Origin of the sequence: Streptomyces sp. NPDC000404, assembly GCF_040300365.1 — a bacterium.
In the GTDB taxonomy this organism is placed as follows: Bacteria; Actinomycetota; Actinomycetes; order Streptomycetales; family Streptomycetaceae; genus Streptomyces; species Streptomyces ramulosus.
Genome location: NZ_JBEPDN010000001.1, coordinates 617,849 through 634,269, shown reverse-complemented (window position 1 = coordinate 634,269; position 16,421 = coordinate 617,849). Strand labels below are relative to the sequence as shown.

Sequence of the window (16,421 nt, the reverse complement as noted above, 5' to 3'; positions counted from 1 at the left end):
CGGACGCTGCGGGCCGTGTGCGCCCGGTGGCCGGTCAACCACCACCGGGCTGCGCGGCAGCCGCGCCGGACGCGGCAGGCAAGATTTTCAGGACGGACACGAGAGAGCGGAGCGGTGAAGGTGATGAGCGGAGCGGGGCGCGGATACGACGTCCTGGTGGTCGGTTCGGCCAATGCGGATCTGACGGTACGGGTGGACCGACGGCCCGGCGCGGGGGAGACCGTGCTCGGCACCGATCTGGTGGAATCGGCCGGCGGCAAGGGCGCCAACCAGGCCGCGGCGGCGGCCCGGATCGGCGGCCGGACCGCGCTGCTGGCCCGGGTCGGCAAGGACGCGTACGGCGATCTGCTGCTCGCCGCGCAGCGTGCGGCCGGGACCGATGTGACGCCGGTCGTGGTCGACGCCGCGGCCCGCACCGGCACCGCGATGATCATCGTGGGCCCGGACGGCGACAACAGCATCGTCGTCTCGCCCGGCGCCAACGCCGCCCTCACACCGCAGGATGTCGCCGCCGCCCGGCAGACCGTCGCCGCTGCCACCGTTCTCTCCCTTCAGCTGGAAATTCCGATCGAAACCGTGCGGGCGGCCGCCGCGACCGCCGAGGAGTGCGGCACCCGCGTCGTCCTCAACCCCTCCCCGGTGCCGGAGCGGCTGGCACCGGAACTGCTGGCGGTGGCCGACCCGCTGGTGGTCAACGAGCACGAGGCCAGGCGCCTCTCCGGCGTCGCCGACGGCACCCCGCGGGACTGGGCGCATGCCCTGCGTGAGCTGGGCGCCCGCTCCGTCGTCGTCACCCTCGGCGGCGACGGCGCCCTGCTCCTGGACGCGGAGGGCCTGCACGAGGTGCCCGGGGTCACCGTCGACGCGGTCGACACGACGGGCGCCGGCGACGCCTTCACCGGTGCCCTCGCCACCCGTCTGGCCCGCGGCGACGGCCTGCCCGACGCCGCCCGCTTCGCCGTACGCGTCGGCGCCGCCGCCGTCACCAAGCCCGGCGCCCAGCCCTCCTACCCGACCCTCGCCGACCTGGACGCCCTGCCGCAGAGCTGAACGGCTGCACGGCGGACGGGGCGCGCGGCGTGCGCGGGTGCGCCGCTGACGAGGCCGTAGGACGTGCACCTCGCGCGGGGAGGCGCCGGGCCGCCGGAATCCTTCGCCCGGCGGCTCCCGTCACCCCCGCGCCCGGTGCCTCCCCGCCGGCTCCGCCGCCATCTCCGCACCCGGCGCGTCCGGCAACTCCCGCACCTCGGTGTCCCCCAGCAGCGGTCCGGCCAACGCCGCTCCGGCCAACACCGGCCCGGTCAACGCCGCTCCGCCGTCGTGGACTTCGCTCATATCAGCTCCTTCGGCCCGTACAGCGCGGCGTCCGCGCCCGTCTCCAGCGCCCAGTAGCGGTCGCCGTACGACCAGTGCCACCACTCCGTCGGGTAGTTGACCAGCCCCGCCGTCCTCAGCGCGGCGCCCAGCGTCCGCCGGGCCCGGCGCGCCGCCGCGGATATGCCGGGCGCGGCGGTGTAGCAGGCGCCGTCGCTCTCCTCCGGCGAGGCGTTAAGGCGCGTGCCCATGTCGACGGGGGTGCCGTCGGCGCCGGTCAGGATCAGGTCCGCGGCACCGCCCGCGCTGTGCGGGGCGATCTCCGGCGGCGAGACGTACCGGGACGCCGCGGTGTGCACCCGGTCCGCCGCCCAGTCGGGGTGTGCCTCGCGCAGCTCGTCGGCGTACTCCTCGAAGTAGCGCCGCTGAAGGGCCGGCGGGCGGTACCCCTCGGCCAGCCGGAGCCGCAGGCCGTCGGGGAGCGCCCGCTCCGCGGTGAGCAGCCGCTCCAGCACCCCGGACCGCAGGTGCGCGGCGGCGCCGTCCGCCGTCAGCTTTCCCGCCTCGGGCGCCAGCAGGCCCGGCGCCGCCTCCCGCACGTCCACCAGCGGCTCCCCGCACTCGCGGACCGGCACCGCGGCCACCGCCGGATCCGCCATCAGCACCACGGTGTCACGGACATCGACCGTCACCAGCTCACCCTCCTGGGGACAGTCCGCCCCCGGCCCGGCCGACGCCACCTGCCGTCCGTCCGGCAGCCAGGCGCCGCTGAGCCCGCAGCCCGGGCCGGAAACGCCGCTGCCGGCGCCCACGCCGTTGGCGAGCAGCACATGCAGGCCGTTGTCCCGCGCCCGCTCCGGATACTTCGCCAGGCTCTCGGCCGAGCTGTGGAACGAGCTGGCCAGGTACACCCGGCAGCCGTCCGCCGCGGCCTGCTCGGCGAGCTCCGGGAAGGAGTTGTCGTAGCAGGTGGCGAGGGAGAAATGGACACCGCCGAGACGGAACCGGCCCGCCGCACGGCCCGGGGTGAAGACCTCGCGTTCCCGCCCGTGCAGATGGCGCTTCGCATAGCGCGTCAGCAGCGATCCGTCCGGACCGAAGACGAACGAGGTGAGGCCCGGTGTGCCCGCCGGGCCGCCGGGCTCTCGCGCGGGGACGTTGACCACCGCCGCGACGCCGTTGGCCCGGCAGGCCTCCCGCACCGGCGCCAGCCGTGCGTCGTCCGGGGTGAGGGCGAGGCCCGGATCGGCCGCGACGGCGTCGAGGTCGTACTGCGTGAGAGCCAGCTCGGCGAAGACGACCAGGGCCACGCCGAGATCGCCGGCGCGGGCGAGGAGGGCGGCCATGCGGGCGGCGTTGGCCGCGATGTCATGGCGGCGGGACGGGAATTGGGCTGCGGCGATCAACATGCCGCCATCATGCATCCGCGCGACTCACCCGCGCAGAGCCTGTGGATAACTCACGCGGAGCAGAAGACCCGCAGGCGGAACAGCAGGTGGGCCGGCCACTGACCGCTCGACCACCGCTCGCCCTTCCGTCACCCGCCGCCCCGCCCGCTCTCAGGAACCGGCCAGCACCGACACGTCCCCGCCGCTGGTGCGCGCCACCACCCGGCGGCGGGCGTCCGGGTCCGTCGGCACCGTGACCTTCCGGTCCCCGCCGCTGGTCGTGGCCTCCACGTCGTACGTGCTCCGCGGCACCCGGATCGTGACGTCGCCGCCGCTGGTGGTGCCCGACACGTCGTCGGGCACGGTGGTGAACGTGGCGCTCACGTTGCCGCCGCTGGTCTTCGCCAGCGCCTCGCGCGCGGCGACGGCGTCCAGGGTGACGTCCCCGCCGCTGGTCCGCGCGGCGACGGAACCCCTCGTACCGCGCACGGTGACATCGCCGCCGCTGGTCCGCAGATCGACCGCCGTCGCCCGCGGCACCTGCACCCGGTAGCTCACCGTGCAGTTGTCGCCCAGGCCCCGGCAGACCGAGGCGTCCAGCGTCAGTTCGCCGTCCGCGACGGAATGGGTCGGGGAGGGACGGCTGTCGCGGTACGAGTACTTCTCCGTCACGCGTACCGGACCGCTGCCGTCCGTCGCCACCACCTCGACGGAGCCGCCCGATGTCGTGGCCGTCACCGTCCGGACGTCACCGGAGACGGAGTACGTCCGCTCCGCGGACTTCGACGGCCCGAACCCGCCCGAGCAGCCGGTCGTCAAGGCTGCCGCTCCCGCGCAGAGCAGAGCGAGAGAGGCGGTGCGGAGACGGGTCATGGCGAGGTTCCCCCAGAGGTCGACGGCGACAGCGGCCACCGGAATTCTTCCGGCACACCGCACCGGGGCGCCTCATGCCACAGGACGACCGGACCCGGAGAGCGCAGCCAGGGTCACACCGCGGAACCCTTACGGGTGATGGTCCGGAACGCCATCTCCGCCAGCTCCCCCTGACCGCGGACGCCGGGATGGAACCAGTCCCAGCTGCTCAACTGCCGCTCCGTGAAGCGGTAGTCGAAGACACCGGGGTCGAAACGGCAGAGGGCGTCCTCGGCGCAGACCTCCTCCAGTGCCGTGTTGTACGCCTTGACGCGGTCGCGCACCTCCTCGCGGCGCTCGGCCGCCCGCTCCGTCAGATCGTCCGGATCACGCAGCATGGAGCCGCAGATCCCCAGCTGCCACACCTGCTTGCCGAGCGGGTTCTTGCGCCCCTCCGACCACAGGCGCAGCAGGTCGGGCACGGCCGCGACGTACACCTGCGTCCGGGGCAGCGCCTTCCGCAGCTTCCTCATCGCCCGGGTGAAGTCGGCGCGGAAGGCGGTGGCCGGGGTCATCGCGCGGACCTCGCTGCGGCAGGCGTCGTTGGCGCCGATCAGCACCGTCACCAGCTCGGGCCGGTGCGCCTTGGCCGCGTCGACCTGATCGGGCAGATCGCTCATCAGCGCACCGGTGCGGGCGTGGTTCCAGCTGTGCCCCACCGGATGCTCCAGCAGCCGCTTGGCGAGGCTGTCGACCTTGGGGGAGGTGCCCGTCGACCAGGAGACCTCCGGGCAGTCGGACAGCACCGTGCAGGCGTCGAAGCCGACGGTGATGGAGTCGCCGAGCGCCGCGATCGACGCCGGAGCGGTGCGCCATACGGGGGCGGGTTTGGCGGGCGGCGCGGAGGCCTTCGGGCTCGGCCGCGCCGTCGGTTTGCCCGAGCCGTCCTCGCTGCACGCCGTCACGGAGAGCAGCAGCGCACCGGCGACGAGGGCGGCGCCCGCACGGCGCCGCACGCCCCCCGGCGAACCGTTCCGCCCCGGGAGCGCCACCTCAGCGGAGCGCACCCGGAAGAAAGCCGTACGCCGAGAGGAGAACGACCGGTCGATCTCTGTCATCCCCTGTCCCCTCCGGCCCGTGGGTGATATCTCTTCGAAGTACCGACGGTACGTCACCCCTCGGCCGGCACCGCGGGACAGCCCCGGTCCGGGGCCGCCGCGCCCTGACCCGAACGGGTACGCACCGTCGGCGCAAACCTCTGGCACCCCGTCATTTCCTGTCCTTTTTACGGCAGATTGCGGCATATTGGGCCCAATGGTGTTTACTGTAGGTCACCTGGCAGGCCGGTGCCGCAACGCTCACCGGGGCGGACCGCCGGCACTCACCCCGGCCGCCGACGGGGCGGGCACGAGGCCGCCGGGGAAGGCGAACCTCGAACCGCACTGGAGGTCCCGGTGACGACCCGTGGAGTTCTGTACGTCCACTCCGCACCCCGCGCGCTCTGCCCCCACGTCGAATGGGCCGTCGCGGGCGTCCTCGGCGTCCGCGTCACCCTCGACTGGATCGCCCAGCCCGCCGCCCCCGGCACCTGGAGAGCCGAGTTCTCCTGGCAGGGCGCCGTCGGCACCGCCTCCAAGCTCGCCTCCGCACTGCGCGGCTGGCATCTGCTGCGCTTCGAGGTCACCGCCGAACCCTGCGCCACGGCCGAGGGCGAGCGCTACAGCTCCACGCCCGACCTGGGCATCTTCCACGCCGTCACCGGAATCCACGGCGACATCCTCATTCCCGAGGACCGGCTGCGCGCCGCCGTCGTCCGCGCCGAGGGCGGCGAGAGCGAACTGGCCGCCGAGGTCGCCCGCCTCCTCGGCAAGCCCTGGGACGACGAACTGGAGCCGTTCCGGCACGCCGGCGAGGGCGCCCCCGTCCGCTGGCTGCATCAAGTCGTCTGACCGCTCCGCCGCGCCTTGCCTTCGAGCGCGCTCGAACTCTTAGCGTGCGGACATGGCTGATCACATCTCTGTGGCGGTGCTCGGCACCGGCATCATGGGCACGGCGATGGCCCGCAACCTCGCCCGCGCCGGATACGACGTCCGCGCCTGGAACCGCACCCGCGCCCGGGCCGAACCCCTCACCGCCGACGGCATCCGCGTCACCGACACCCCGGCCGAGGCCGTCGACGGCGCGGACACCGTCCTCACCATGCTCCTCGACGGCCCCGCCGTCCTCGACGCGATGACGGCGGCAACGCCGCACCTCGCCCGCGACACCCTCTGGCTCCAGATGAGCACCGTCGGCATCGAGGGCACCGCCCCGCTCGCCGCCTTCGCCGCCGCCCACGGCCTGCGCTACGTCGACGCCCCCGTCCTGGGCACCAAGGCCCCCGCGGAACAGGGCCAACTGACCGTCCTGGCCGCCGGACCGGCCGAGGTGCGCGAGCGGGCCGCCGCCGTCTTCGACGTCATCGGCCGCACCACCCGCTGGGTCGGCGACGACGGCGCGGACGGCCGCGCCAGCCGCCTCAAGATCGTCCTCAACAGCTGGGTGCTGACCGTCATCAACGGGGTCGGCGAGGCCGTGGCGCTCGCCGAGGGGCTCGGCGTCGACCCGCGCGACTTCCTCGCCGCCGTCGACGGCGGCCCGCTCGACCTGCCCTACCTGCACATCAAGGGCGAGGCCATCCTCTCCGGCGACCTCCGGCCCAGCTTCACCGTCTCCGCCGCCCGCAAGGACGCCCGGCTCATCGCCGAGGCCGCCGCGGCGTCCGGCGTCCGCACCGACCTCGCCGCGGCCGCCGCCGAACGGCTGCGCCGGGCGGAGGAGATGGGCCACGGCGGCGAGGACGCGGCCGCCGCCTACCACGCCTCGTTCGGCGGCTGACCGGGCCGGATACGCCAAGGGCCCGCCCGGTCGTGGTGACCGGGCGGGCCCTCGTGCGTCAGTGATGCGCTCAGATCGTGCGGAACGCCAGCACGACGTTGTGACCGCCGAAGCCGAACGAGTCGTTCAGCGCCGCGATACGGCCCTCGGCGGGCAGCTTGCGGGGCTCGTCGCGGATGATGTCGACATCGATCTCGGGGTCGAGGTTGTCGACGTTGATCGTCGGCGGGGCCACCCGGTGGTACACCGACAGGATCGACGCGACGGACTCGATGCCACCGGCGCCACCCAGAAGGTGACCGGTCATCGACTTGGTGCTGGCGACGGCGATGTGGTCGGTGTCGTCACCGAAGACCTTGCGCAGCGCCTTCAGCTCGGCGAGGTCGCCCTGCGGCGTCGAGGTCGCGTGCGCGTTGACGTGCACGATCTCGGACGGGTCCAGGTCGCTGTTGTCGAGGAGGCTCTGCAGCGCGTGCGCGATGCCGTTGCCGGACGGCTCGGGCTGCACGATGTCGTGGCTGTCGGCGGAGATGCCCTGGCCGACGGCCTCGGCGTAGACCCGCGCACCGCGCTTGGCGGCGTGCTCCGCGGACTCCAGCACGATCACGCCGGCGCCCTCACCGAGGACGAAACCGTTGCGCGCGGAGTCGAAGGGGCGGGAGGCGCCCTGCGGGTCGTCGTTCGACTTCGACATCGCCATCATGTTGCCGAACGCGGCGATCGGCAGCGGGTGGATCGCCGCCTCCGTACCGCCCGCGACCACGATGTCCGCACGCCCGGTGCGGATCATCTCGATGGCGTAGCCGATCGCCTCCGAGCCGGACGCACAGGCGCTGACGGGGGTGTGCACACCCGCGCGGGCGCCCACGTCCAGACCGACGTTGGCGGACGGGCCGTTGGGCATCAGCATCGGCACCGTGTGCGGGGAGACGCGGCGGACGCCCTTCTCCTTCAGCACGTCGTACTGGCCGAGCAGGGTCGTCACGCCGCCGATGCCGGAGGCGATGACGGTGCCGAGCCGGTCGGGGTCGACGGAGGTGTCCTCGCCCGCCTTACCGGTGAAACCGGCGTCGGCCCAGGCCTCGCGGGCCGCGATCAGCGCGAACTGCGCCGAGCGGTCCAGCTTGCGGGCCTGCGGCTTGGGGATGACCTCACCGGGGTCGACCGCCGCGCGGGCGGCGATACGGACCGGGAGGTCAGCTGCCCAGTCCTCGTCCAGGGTGCCCACACCGGACCGGCCGGCGAGCAGGGCCTCCCAGGTCGAAGCGCTGTCGCCACCCAGCGGTGTGGTTGCGCCGATACCGGTGACGACCACGGTGCGATTGGTCGCGTTCACGGGAATTCTTACTCCACGGGTAGAGGGGTCTGAATACGGCGCCACCGCGGGGTGGCGACATGCGCAGGAGCTGGATCAGCTCTGGTGCTTGAGGATGTAATCGGTCGCGTCGCCGACGGTCTTGAGGTTCTTGACGTCGTCGTCGGGGATCTTCACGTCGAAGCGCTCCTCAGCGGCGACGACGACCTCGACCATGGACAGCGAGTCGACGTCCAGGTCGTCGGTGAAGGACTTGTCCACCTTGACGTCCTCGGTGGGGATCCCGGCGATCTCGTTCACGATCTCGGCGAGACCGGCGACGATCTCTTCCTTGGTGGCAGCCATGGTGGCGCTCCTTGGTGTTCTAGTGGTAATTGACGGGGTGAAGCTGGGCGCGCAGCGGCCGTCACGTCGAAGGACGGACGGCGCTGCGCAGATCTTGCCTAGGGGAGGGTAACGACCGTAGCCGCGTAAACGAGACCCGCCCCGAAGCCGATGACCAGCGCGGTGTCGCCGCTCTTGGCCTGACCGGTCGCCAACAGCCGCTCCATGGCGAGCGGGATGGAGGCGGCGGAGGTGTTGCCGGTGGTCTCCACGTCACGGGCGACCGTGACGCTCTCCGGCAGCTTCAGCGTCTTCACCATCGAGTCGATGATCCGCATATTCGCCTGGTGCGGAATGAAGACATCCAGGTCGTCCGGGCTGACTCCGGCCGCATCCAGCGCCTGCTGGGCGACCTTCGCCATCTCGAACACCGCCCACCGGAAGACCGCCTGGCCCTCCTGGGTGATGGCGGGGTAGCGGATGGCCTCCGGGGCCGTCCGCTCCTCGGGGCCGTCGCCACCGGGCACCGGCGTCGTGCGGTACGCGTCCCAGGGGATGGTCTGCTTGATCGTTTCCGCTTTGTCGCCCTCGGAGCCCCAGACGGTCGGGCCGATCGCGGGCTGCTTGCCGGGACCGACGATGACCGCGCCCGCACCGTCACCGAACAGGAAGGCCGTCGCGCGGTCCTCCAGATCGGTGAGGTCCGACAGCCGCTCCACGCCGATGACCAGCACATGCTCGGCGGAACCCTCGGTGACCATGCCCTTGGCGAGGGTCAGGCCGTAACCGAAGCCCGCGCAGCCGGCCGAGATGTCGAACGCCGCGGGACGGCCCGCGCCGATACGGTGCGCGATCTCGGTCGCGATGGCCGGGGTCTGCTTGAAGTGCGAGACCGTCGAGACGATGACCGCGCCGATCTGCTCGGGCGTGATGCCCGCGTCGGCGATGGCCTTGCCCGCCGCCTCGATCGACATGACGGCGACCGTCTCCTCCGGGCTCGCCCAGTGCCGGGTGGCGATGCCCGACCGCGAGCGGATCCACTCGTCGGAGGAGTCGATGTGCTTGAGGATTTCCTCGTTGGGCACGACGCGGGTCGGGCGGTAGCCGCCGACCCCCATGATCCGTGCGTACTCGGCACCCTTCGAGGGCTTGATCTTCGAGGTCATGCGCGGGCTCCTTCTTCGGCCGACGGGTCGGCGACCGGAGAGCCGTGCTCCGCGATCAGGGAGCGGGCCGCGTCGAGGTCGTCGGGGGTCTTGAGGGCAAGCGTCTTCACACCGGGCAGGGCGCGCTTGGCCAGGCCGACCAGCGTGCCGCCCGGCGCCGCCTCGATGATCGCGGTGACGCCGAGTTCCTTGAACGTCTCCATGCACAGGTCCCAGCGCACCGGGTTCGCCACCTGGCCGACCAGACGCTTCACCAGCTCGTCGCCGGTGGCGACGGTGCGGCCGTCCTTGTTGGAGACGTAGCGGGTGTGCGGGTCGGTGACGTCCAGCTCGCCGACCGCGGACTCCAGCGCCGCCACGGCGGGCGCCATGTGGTGGGTGTGGAACGCGCCGGCCACCTTCAGCGGGACGACCCGCCGGGTGCCCTCCGGCTTGTCCGCGACGAGCGCCGCGATCTGCTCGGCGGTGCCCGCCGCGACGATCTGGCCGGCGCCGTTGACGTTCGCCGGGGTCAGCCCCAGCTTCTCCAGGTGCGGGACGACGACGGCCTCCTCGCCGCCGAGCAGCGCCGCCATGCCGGTCTCGGTGACGGCGGCGGCCTCGGCCATCGCCCGGCCGCGCCGGCGCACCAGCTTCATCGCGGAGAGGTCGGTGAGCGTGCCGGTCAGCGCGGCGGCCGCCAGCTCGCCGACGCTGTGACCGGCCGCGGCGCCGACGTGCGCGGTGAACTCCTCGGGCGTCGCGAACAGCTGCCGGGAGGAGATCAGCGCGGACGCCACCAGCAGCGGCTGCGCCACGGCGGTGTCGCGGATCGCGTCCGCATCGGCGTTCGTGCCGTAGTGGACCAGATCCAGGTCGATGGCCTCGGACCACTCACGGAGCCGGTCTTCGACACCGGGGAGGTCGAGCCAGGGGGTCAGGAAGCCGGGCGTCTGAGCGCCTTGGCCGGGAGCGACGAGTACGAGCACCCTCACACTCTCTCTTGCGGGAGGTCCCGCCCGCCCGTGGGGACAGGGACGAAGAACCATCGGGGGAATTGTTGGTGTCCGACAAAAGTCTAGAGCTGCGATTCTCCGTCAGCCAGGCGCCCCAGGATCAGTGCGATACGGAGGGTGAAGGCCGAGCGGACGTCGGACGGGGACCATCCGGTGACGTCCGTCACGCGTCGGAGCCGATAGCGCACGGTGTTCGGGTGCACGAACAGCATCCGCGCCGCGCCCTCCAGGCTGCTGGCCTGCTCCAGATAGACGCTCAGTGTTTCCAGGAGCGCGGAGCCCGCCTCCTCCAGCGGCCTGTAGATCTCCTCCACCAGCTGGTCGCGGGCCACCGGGTCCGACGCCATCGCGCGCTCCGGCAGCAGATCGTCGGCGAGCACCGGCCGCGGTGCGTCGGGCCAGGCGGCGCAGGCCCGCAGACCGGCGGCGGCCGCCTGTGCCGAACGCGTCGCGGCGAGCAGGTCGGCGACGACCGGACCGGCCACCACCGGGCCCGCCGCGTACGGCCCGATCAGCGCCTTCGCCGCCTTGAGCGGGTTGTCCGAGCCGCCGGCGATCACCACCAGGCGGCTGCCCAGGACGCCGGTCAGCACCTGGAGCTTGGCGTGCCGGGCGGCCCGGCGGATCGCCTCGACGGTCAGTTCGCTGTCGCCGTCGGGGGCGGTGCCCAGGACGACGCAGACGTGCTCGGGGGAGTTCCAGCCCAGGGCCGCGGCCCGGGAGACCGCGCCCTCGTCGGCCTCACCGGAGAGCACCGCGTTGACGACCAGCGACTCCAGCCGGGCGTCCCAGGCGCCGCGGGCCTCGGCGGCCTGGGCGTAGACCTGCGCCGTGGCGAAGGCGATCTCACGGGCGTAGACGAGCAGCGCCTCGCGCAGGACCGATTCGTCACCGGGTGCCGCGACCTCGTCGATCGCCGACTCCATGACCTCGATGGTGGTCCGCACCATCTCCACGGTCTGGCGCAGCGTGATCGCCCGGGTCAGTTCGCGCGGCGCGGTGCCGAAGACGTCGGTGCTGATCGCCTGGGGGGTCTCGGGGTGCCGGAACCACTCGGTGAACGCGGCGATGCCGGCCTGTGCCACCAGGCCGATCCAGGAGCGGTTCTCCGGTGGCATCGCGCGGTACCAGGGCAGCTGCGCGTCCATGCGCGCGATGGCTGCCGCGGCGAGTTTGCCGGACGACTGCTCCAGCCTGCGGAGGGTCGCCTGGTGCGGATGAGGGGCGCGCGATGCGGGTTCAGACACGGGACAAGACTGCCTTATCGGGGCGGGCAGGTGGCGCGGCGGGGCTACGGTGACGGCATGATTCAGGTGCATGCGGGCGCGGAACGCTATCGGGGCGGCGATCCGGAAGCCGGCATCGAGACGCTGCACGCGTTCTCCTTCGGCCCCCATTACGACCCCGCCAACCTGCGGTTCGGCGCACTGATCGCCTGCAACGAGGAGCGGCTGGCACCGGGCGCCGGATTCGATGAGCACCCGCACCGCGACACCGAGATCGTCACCTGGGTCGTCGAGGGTGAACTGACCCACCGCGACTCCACGGGACACGAGACGACGGTACGGCCGGGCGATCTGGCCCGGCTGACCGCCGCCGGCGGCGTCCGGCACGTCGAGCGCAACGACGGCCCCGGACCGCTGCGCTTCGTCCAGATGTGGCTGGCCCCGACGGAATTCGGCGGCACCCCCTCGTACGACGTGGTGCGCGGCCTGGCCGACGACGCCCCGTACGCCGTTCCGCGCGCCGGTGCGACGCTGCACATCCGCCGCCTGGCCCCCGGCGAAAGCACCGCACTTCCGGCCGCGCCGCGGGTGTATGCGCAGGTGGTACGCGGTGAGCTGCGGCTGGGCGAGGACGTGCTGGCGGCCGGCGACGCCGTGCGGCTCACCGAGGAGAGCGGCGTACGGTTGCGGGCGGAGGGGCCCGCGGAGTGCCTGATCTGGGAGATGGGGGCGGAGCCGCGGTACGCGTGAGGGGCCGGGCGGGGCGGTGGGCGGCCGGGACCTGCGGGGCCCGGCCGCCGGGTGTCAGGCGGGGCGCAGCTCGGCCAGGACCGCGTCGGTCAGCGGCGGCCAGGCGTCGACGGCCCAGGGGCCGAAGGCACGGTCGGTGAGCGCGACGCAGGCGGCGCCGGTGCCGCCCGCCGCCTCCGGGTCGACCCACAGGAACGTCCCCGCCTGACCGAAGTGGCCGAACGTCCGCGCCGATGACGAAGCGCCCGTCCAGTGCGGCGACTTGCCGTCGCGGATCTCGAATCCCAGACCCCAGTCGTTGGGCTTCTGGTGGCCGTAGCCGGGCAGGACGCCGGTGAGCCCGGGGAAGACCACGGAGGTCGCGGCGGCGACGGTCTCCGGCGCGAGCAGTCGCGGTGCCTGCAGCTCGGCGGCGAAGCGGATCAGGTCGGCGACGGTCGAGACGCCGTCCTTGGCGGGCGACCCGGCCAGCTCCGTCGCGTTCATCCCGAGCGGCTCCAGCACCGCTTCCCGCAGGTACTGGGGGAAGGGGATCTCGGTGGCCTCGGCGATGTGGTCGCCCAGCGCCTCGAAACCGGCGTTGGAGTAGATCCGGCGGGTACCCGGTGCGGCCATGGTGCGCTGCTCGTCGAAGGCGAGGCCGGAGGTGTGGGCGAGGAGGTGGCGCACGGTGGAGCCCTCGGGCCCGGCCGGTTCGTCCAGCTCGACCGCGCCCTCCTCGATCGCCACCAGTGCGGCGTAGGCGGCCAGCGGCTTGGTCACCGAGGCCAGCGGGAAGCGGTGCTGCTGGGGCCCGTGCGTGCCGGCCACGCGGCCATCGGCTCGTACGACGGCGGCCGCCGCGGTCGGCACCGGCCAGTTCTCGATCATCCGCAGGCTCTCCATGGGACGAGCCTAAAGGCCGCCCTTCCCGGGACCGCAGGCCGGTCGGCACCGGGCTGCGGCCGCGCCCGGGAGCCGGTCCGGGCGGCTTCGGGTACTCGCCAAATCCCGGTCAAGATCGCACTTGCCTGGAGTGCACTCCAACTCTCTAACGTTGAGTGACGTCGACGGGGGCGACAGCCGAGCAGGGGAGACGCGGCATGACGGTGACACAGAGCGAGCCGGTGATCGAGGAAACGGCGGTGGCCGGCGGAGCGGTGTCCGTACAGCGGACGCCCGGCGGCCCGCAGTGGGTGACGCGAACCTGCGCGCAGGAGGTGCCCCACCTGCGCCCGACCGGCCAGGACCGCTACTCGATCAGCGAGGTGGCGGAGCACACCGGGCTCAGCGCCCACACCCTGCGCTGGTACGAGCGGATCGGCCTGATGCCGCACGTCGACCGCAGCCACACCGGACAACGGCGGTTCACCAACCGCGACCTGGACTGGCTGGCGTTTGTCGCCAAGCTGCGGCTCACCGGCATGCCGGTCGCCGACATGGTGCGCTACGCGGAACTCGCCAAGGCCGGTGACGCCACCTTCGCCGAGCGGGAGGCACTGCTGACCGCGCACCGCGAGGACGTACGCCACCGCATCGCGGAGCTGCAGGACACGCTCGCCGTACTCGACTACAAGATCGACATCTATGCCGACGCCCGGCGCCGGGCGTCCGAGAGGGGCTGATCCGACATGGGCAGCGAGAAGATCGACACCGTGGAGCTGGGCACCGGCGGCCCCCGCGTCGGAGTGCAGGGCCTGGGCTGCATGGGCATGAGCTTCGCCTACGGCCCGACCGACGCCGACGAGGCACGCGCCACCCTGGAACGCGCCCTGGAACTGGGCGTGACCCTCTACGACACCGCCGACTTCTACGGCGGCGGTGAGAACGAGAAGTTCCTCGCCCCCTTCGTCCGCAACCACCGCGACGAGGTCGTGCTGGCCACCAAGTTCGCGCTGTCCTTCGACCCGGACGACCCGACCAAGCGCGCCATCCGCAACGACCGGCCCTACATCCGGCAGGCCGTCGACGGCAGCCTGCGGCGCCTCGGCGTGGAGGCGATCGACCTCTACTACATGCACCGCCGCGACATCTCCGTCCCGATCGAGGAAACCGTCGGCGCGATGGCCGAGTTGGTCGCCGAGGGCAAGGTCAAGCACCTGGGACTCAGCGAGGTGACCGCCCCCGAACTGCGCGCCGCCCAGCGGGTGCACCCGATCGCCGCGGTCCAGTCCGAGTGGTCGCTCTTCAGCCGTGACGTGGAGAACGGCGTGGTCGCCGCCGCCGCCGAGCTGGGCGTGGGCTTCGTCCCGTACTCACCGCTCGGCCGGGGGTTCTTGACCGGCTCCTTCGTCAACGCGGACAAGGAGCTGGGCCAGGACGACTTCCGCCGTCAGCAGCCGCGCTTCACCGGCGACAACGCCGCGGCCAACGCCGCGCTGCTGGAGCCCGTCCACGCCCTCGCCGCCGCGCACGGTGCGACGCCCGGGCAGATCGCGCTGGCGTGGGTCCAGCAGCGGGCCGAGGTCCACGGCCTGAGCGTGGTGCCGATCCCCGGCACCCGCAGGCGCACCCGTGTCGAGGAGAACACCGCCGCCACCCGCATCCGGCTCACGGCGGAGGAGCTGGCGCTGCTGGAGCCCCTCGCGGGGAAGGTCGCGGGGGACCGGTACGCGGACATGACGTTCACCTCCGCCGGACGGGAGTGACGACCGGGAGACGGGACGGGGGAGGCGCGGGTACCCGGACCGTGCGGGCGGTCCGGTACCCGGCCGTACGAGTGAGGGGCCCCGGTCGGCCTTTGCCGAACCGGCGGTCGTCCGGGCCTGGTTCAGGTGACGGCCCCGTAGCGGCCGAGCGTGATGGCGGCGAAATTGCGGAGTGAGTCGGTGCCCGGGGCGAGATAGCCGGTGTGGCCCTCGGCCCGTACCGCGGAGACCCGCCGTGCGCCGAATGCCGGATCGGTGGGGTCCTCGCCGTGGCCCAGCCCCAGGACGTCGACGTGCGGGACGTCGCCTATCCAGTCGGTGGCGTCCCGCGCGGCCCACACCCGCGCGTGGTCGTCCACCGCGGAGGCCGAGGGGCGGCGCACACCGGGGGAGCCGAAGATGATCAGATCCCTCGCGGTGCGGCCCAGGACCGGCCCGGCGAGACCGCAGACGACCGAGCCGTAGCTGTGGCACAGCAGCGCCGGCGCGGGGGCGCCCACCGCGGCCAGCCCGGACAGGAGGCGCACCAGCCGGGGCGCACCGGCCTCGGCCAGCCGCCCGGTCGCGGCGTCCGGCCCCAGACCGACCGGGGTGGTGTATCCCGTCCAGGCGATCACGGCCGTCCGGACACCGGGGGCGTCGGCGGTCATCCGGGTGCGCAGCGACCTCGCCATCCCCGTCGGTGTGCCGTACGGGTCGTGGCCGCGGTCGAAGGTGGTCAGGTCGATGTCGGAGCCGGGCACGATCACGGCGGTGCGCTCCGCCCTCGTCAGATCACCGTGCACCTCCGCTATCTGACCGCGACCACGGGGGTCGAAGGCGAGGATGTGCCGTCCGGGCGCCAGCAGTTCGGCGTAGCGGCCGGCCGCCCGGCGTGCCGCCCGATGGTCCTCCAGGGTGCCGCCGGGGTCGGTCGCGAGAGCCCGCTGCCGGTCCCGCTCGGCCTCCAGCGCCAGGGAGTTGGCCTCGTACCGCAGCGCCACGGGGGCGCCGTCGAGGTTGCCGACGGTCAGCGGGTGCCGCGCCACGAGGATGCGCCGCTGGTCGGCGGTCAGCCCGTGGAAGAAGCGGGCGACCTCGGTCGGGGAGGCGGTCGCCGGGTCCGGCAGCCGGACGCCGAGGGAGTGGTCCGCGCGCCAGGCGGCGGCGCCCGGCGCGGGGCCGGTCACGGCGGTCTCCGCGGAGCCGGCGGCCCAGCCGCCCGTGCCCCCGGCGACGAGCGCGACGAGCGCCGCGGTGATCAGCGCGCGCCGGCCGCGCCGGGTGGCGGCTCGTAGCAGTGCCATGGTGTCTCCCTCGTGCGGTGGTCCGACGGAAGGAAACGTAGAAAGGAGTCGGGCGAGGCGGCGTCACCCCTCGGAGCCAACTCCCGGGTGATACCGCAGTAGGGGGTGGCGGCCCCGGTCCCACCTGAGTACTACCTGCCGTCATGCGGCGGGCGACGGCGGTTGACCTGCGGACATGGTGCGGCGCGGTCCGATCCGGGCGGCGACTTCCCGACCGCTCGCCGATGCCGCCCGGTCCCGGCCGGCCGCGCGGGCACGCAGCGCCGCCCGCCGCGCTCCGAGGCGCCCCGTACCGGACGAG

Annotated in this window: 17 protein-coding genes; 6 read left to right on the top strand and 11 right to left on the bottom strand. The window is 73.2% G+C overall.

The features are described 5' to 3' along the window. Positions 1-123: 123 nt before the first annotated feature. The gene (locus tag ABT345_RS02820) at positions 124-1,050 is read left to right on the top strand and encodes a ribokinase (protein WP_345083838.1); all 927 of its coding nucleotides are present in this window, start codon (positions 124-126) and stop codon (positions 1,048-1,050) included. A 120-nt stretch (positions 1,051-1,170) separates the two neighbouring features. Here the strand turns inward: ABT345_RS02820 and ABT345_RS02815 are convergent, their stop codons facing one another. From ABT345_RS02815 to ABT345_RS02800, 4 genes are all read right to left on the bottom strand, one after another. After that, on the bottom strand, positions 1,171-1,335 hold the full coding sequence (locus ABT345_RS02815; protein ID WP_345083836.1) for a hypothetical protein: 165 nt from the start codon (positions 1,333-1,335) through the stop codon (positions 1,171-1,173). Beyond that, on the bottom strand, positions 1,332-2,723 hold the full coding sequence (locus ABT345_RS02810) for a nitrilase-related carbon-nitrogen hydrolase (protein ID WP_345083834.1): 1,392 nt from the start codon (positions 2,721-2,723) through the stop codon (positions 1,332-1,334). Before ABT345_RS02810 ends, ABT345_RS02815 begins: the two co-directional genes overlap by 4 nt. A 150-nt stretch (positions 2,724-2,873) precedes the next feature. Further along, on the bottom strand, positions 2,874-3,614 hold the full coding sequence (locus tag ABT345_RS02805; RefSeq protein WP_345083832.1) for a DUF4097 family beta strand repeat-containing protein: 741 nt from the start codon (positions 3,612-3,614) through the stop codon (positions 2,874-2,876). A gap of 74 nt (positions 3,615-3,688) precedes the next feature. Further along, the gene (locus tag ABT345_RS02800; protein WP_345083830.1) at positions 3,689-4,672 is read right to left on the bottom strand and encodes an SGNH/GDSL hydrolase family protein; all 984 of its coding nucleotides are present in this window, start codon (positions 4,670-4,672) and stop codon (positions 3,689-3,691) included. Between the two features lie 336 nt (positions 4,673-5,008). On the opposite strand from ABT345_RS02800, the gene ABT345_RS02795 reads away from it, so the two are divergent. Further along, positions 5,009-5,503 carry a DUF3145 domain-containing protein gene (locus ABT345_RS02795; protein ID WP_345083828.1) on the top strand — a complete coding sequence of 165 codons (495 nt, stop codon included), beginning with the start codon at positions 5,009-5,011 and terminating at the stop codon, positions 5,501-5,503. 52 nt (positions 5,504-5,555) lie between these two features. Then, positions 5,556-6,431: an NAD(P)-dependent oxidoreductase gene (locus ABT345_RS02790; RefSeq protein WP_345083826.1), complete on the top strand. Its 876-nt coding sequence runs from the start codon at positions 5,556-5,558 to the stop codon at positions 6,429-6,431. A gap of 70 nt (positions 6,432-6,501) precedes the next feature. Here the strand turns inward: ABT345_RS02790 and fabF are convergent, their stop codons facing one another. The 5 genes from fabF to ABT345_RS02765 all read right to left on the bottom strand — a co-directional run bounded on the left by fabF (position 6,502) and on the right by ABT345_RS02765 (position 11,478). Then, the gene (gene fabF / locus ABT345_RS02785; RefSeq protein ID WP_345083824.1) at positions 6,502-7,767 is read right to left on the bottom strand and encodes a beta-ketoacyl-ACP synthase II; all 1,266 of its coding nucleotides are present in this window, start codon (positions 7,765-7,767) and stop codon (positions 6,502-6,504) included. 75 nt (positions 7,768-7,842) lie between these two features. After that, positions 7,843-8,091 (bottom strand): acyl carrier protein, encoded by a 249-nt coding sequence (locus tag ABT345_RS02780; protein WP_345083822.1) that lies wholly within the window; start codon positions 8,089-8,091, stop codon positions 7,843-7,845. Positions 8,092-8,189: 98 nt separating this feature from the next. Beyond that, a complete protein-coding gene (locus ABT345_RS02775; protein ID WP_345083820.1) occupies positions 8,190-9,236 on the bottom strand; it encodes a ketoacyl-ACP synthase III in 1,047 nt (348 codons plus the stop codon). Continuing rightward, positions 9,233-10,204: an ACP S-malonyltransferase gene (locus ABT345_RS02770; protein ID WP_345083818.1), complete on the bottom strand. Its 972-nt coding sequence runs from the start codon at positions 10,202-10,204 to the stop codon at positions 9,233-9,235. Before ABT345_RS02770 ends, ABT345_RS02775 begins: the two co-directional genes overlap by 4 nt. Positions 10,205-10,293: 89 nt before the next feature. Next, complete coding sequence (locus ABT345_RS02765; RefSeq protein ID WP_030286795.1) at positions 10,294-11,478, bottom strand: PucR family transcriptional regulator; 1,185 nt, start codon at positions 11,476-11,478, stop codon at positions 10,294-10,296. 57 nt (positions 11,479-11,535) lie between these two features. Here ABT345_RS02765 and ABT345_RS02760 point away from each other — a divergent pair, with 57 nt between their 5' ends. Continuing rightward, a complete protein-coding gene (locus ABT345_RS02760) occupies positions 11,536-12,207 on the top strand; it encodes a pirin family protein (RefSeq protein ID WP_345083814.1) in 672 nt (223 codons plus the stop codon). A gap of 54 nt (positions 12,208-12,261) precedes the next feature. On the opposite strand, the gene ABT345_RS02755 is transcribed toward ABT345_RS02760, so the two are convergent. Further along, positions 12,262-13,092, bottom strand: coding sequence for a serine hydrolase domain-containing protein (locus ABT345_RS02755; protein WP_345083812.1), 831 nt, complete (start codon positions 13,090-13,092; stop codon positions 12,262-12,264). Between the two features lie 197 nt (positions 13,093-13,289). Here ABT345_RS02755 and ABT345_RS02750 point away from each other — a divergent pair, with 197 nt between their 5' ends. Both ABT345_RS02750 and ABT345_RS02745 read left to right on the top strand, forming a co-directional pair. Beyond that, positions 13,290-13,811 carry a MerR family transcriptional regulator gene (locus ABT345_RS02750; RefSeq protein ID WP_345083810.1) on the top strand — a complete coding sequence of 174 codons (522 nt, stop codon included), beginning with the start codon at positions 13,290-13,292 and terminating at the stop codon, positions 13,809-13,811. Positions 13,812-13,817: 6 nt separating this feature from the next. Continuing rightward, the gene (locus ABT345_RS02745) at positions 13,818-14,834 is read left to right on the top strand and encodes an aldo/keto reductase (RefSeq protein ID WP_345083808.1); all 1,017 of its coding nucleotides are present in this window, start codon (positions 13,818-13,820) and stop codon (positions 14,832-14,834) included. A 122-nt stretch (positions 14,835-14,956) separates the two neighbouring features. Here ABT345_RS02745 and ABT345_RS02740 read toward each other — a convergent pair whose 3' ends face one another. Next, positions 14,957-16,120, bottom strand: coding sequence for an alpha/beta hydrolase (locus ABT345_RS02740; RefSeq protein WP_345083806.1), 1,164 nt, complete (start codon positions 16,118-16,120; stop codon positions 14,957-14,959). Between the last annotated feature and the right edge of the window lie 301 nt (positions 16,121-16,421).

What these genes read in the sequence shown, in the direction of transcription:
- ABT345_RS02815 (WP_345083836.1), bottom strand. Translation starts at nt 1,335, where the DNA reads ATGAGCGAAGTCCACGACGGCGGAGCGGCGTTGACCGGGCCGGTGTTG.
- ABT345_RS02760 (WP_345083814.1), top strand. Translation starts at nt 11,536, where the DNA reads ATGATTCAGGTGCATGCGGGCGCGGAACGCTATCGGGGCGGCGATCCG.
- ABT345_RS02780 (WP_345083822.1), bottom strand. Translation starts at nt 8,091, where the DNA reads ATGGCTGCCACCAAGGAAGAGATCGTCGCCGGTCTCGCCGAGATCGTG.
- ABT345_RS02750 (WP_345083810.1), top strand. Translation starts at nt 13,290, where the DNA reads ATGACGGTGACACAGAGCGAGCCGGTGATCGAGGAAACGGCGGTGGCC.
- ABT345_RS02745 (WP_345083808.1), top strand. Translation starts at nt 13,818, where the DNA reads ATGGGCAGCGAGAAGATCGACACCGTGGAGCTGGGCACCGGCGGCCCC.
- ABT345_RS02820 (WP_345083838.1), top strand. Translation starts at nt 124, where the DNA reads ATGAGCGGAGCGGGGCGCGGATACGACGTCCTGGTGGTCGGTTCGGCC.
- ABT345_RS02800 (WP_345083830.1), bottom strand. Translation starts at nt 4,672, where the DNA reads ATGACAGAGATCGACCGGTCGTTCTCCTCTCGGCGTACGGCTTTCTTC.
- ABT345_RS02755 (WP_345083812.1), bottom strand. Translation starts at nt 13,092, where the DNA reads ATGGAGAGCCTGCGGATGATCGAGAACTGGCCGGTGCCGACCGCGGCG.
- ABT345_RS02790 (WP_345083826.1), top strand. Translation starts at nt 5,556, where the DNA reads ATGGCTGATCACATCTCTGTGGCGGTGCTCGGCACCGGCATCATGGGC.
- ABT345_RS02775 (WP_345083820.1), bottom strand. Translation starts at nt 9,236, where the DNA reads ATGACCTCGAAGATCAAGCCCTCGAAGGGTGCCGAGTACGCACGGATC.
- ABT345_RS02810 (WP_345083834.1), bottom strand. Translation starts at nt 2,723, where the DNA reads ATGTTGATCGCCGCAGCCCAATTCCCGTCCCGCCGCCATGACATCGCG.
- ABT345_RS02740 (WP_345083806.1), bottom strand. Translation starts at nt 16,120, where the DNA reads ATGGCACTGCTACGAGCCGCCACCCGGCGCGGCCGGCGCGCGCTGATC.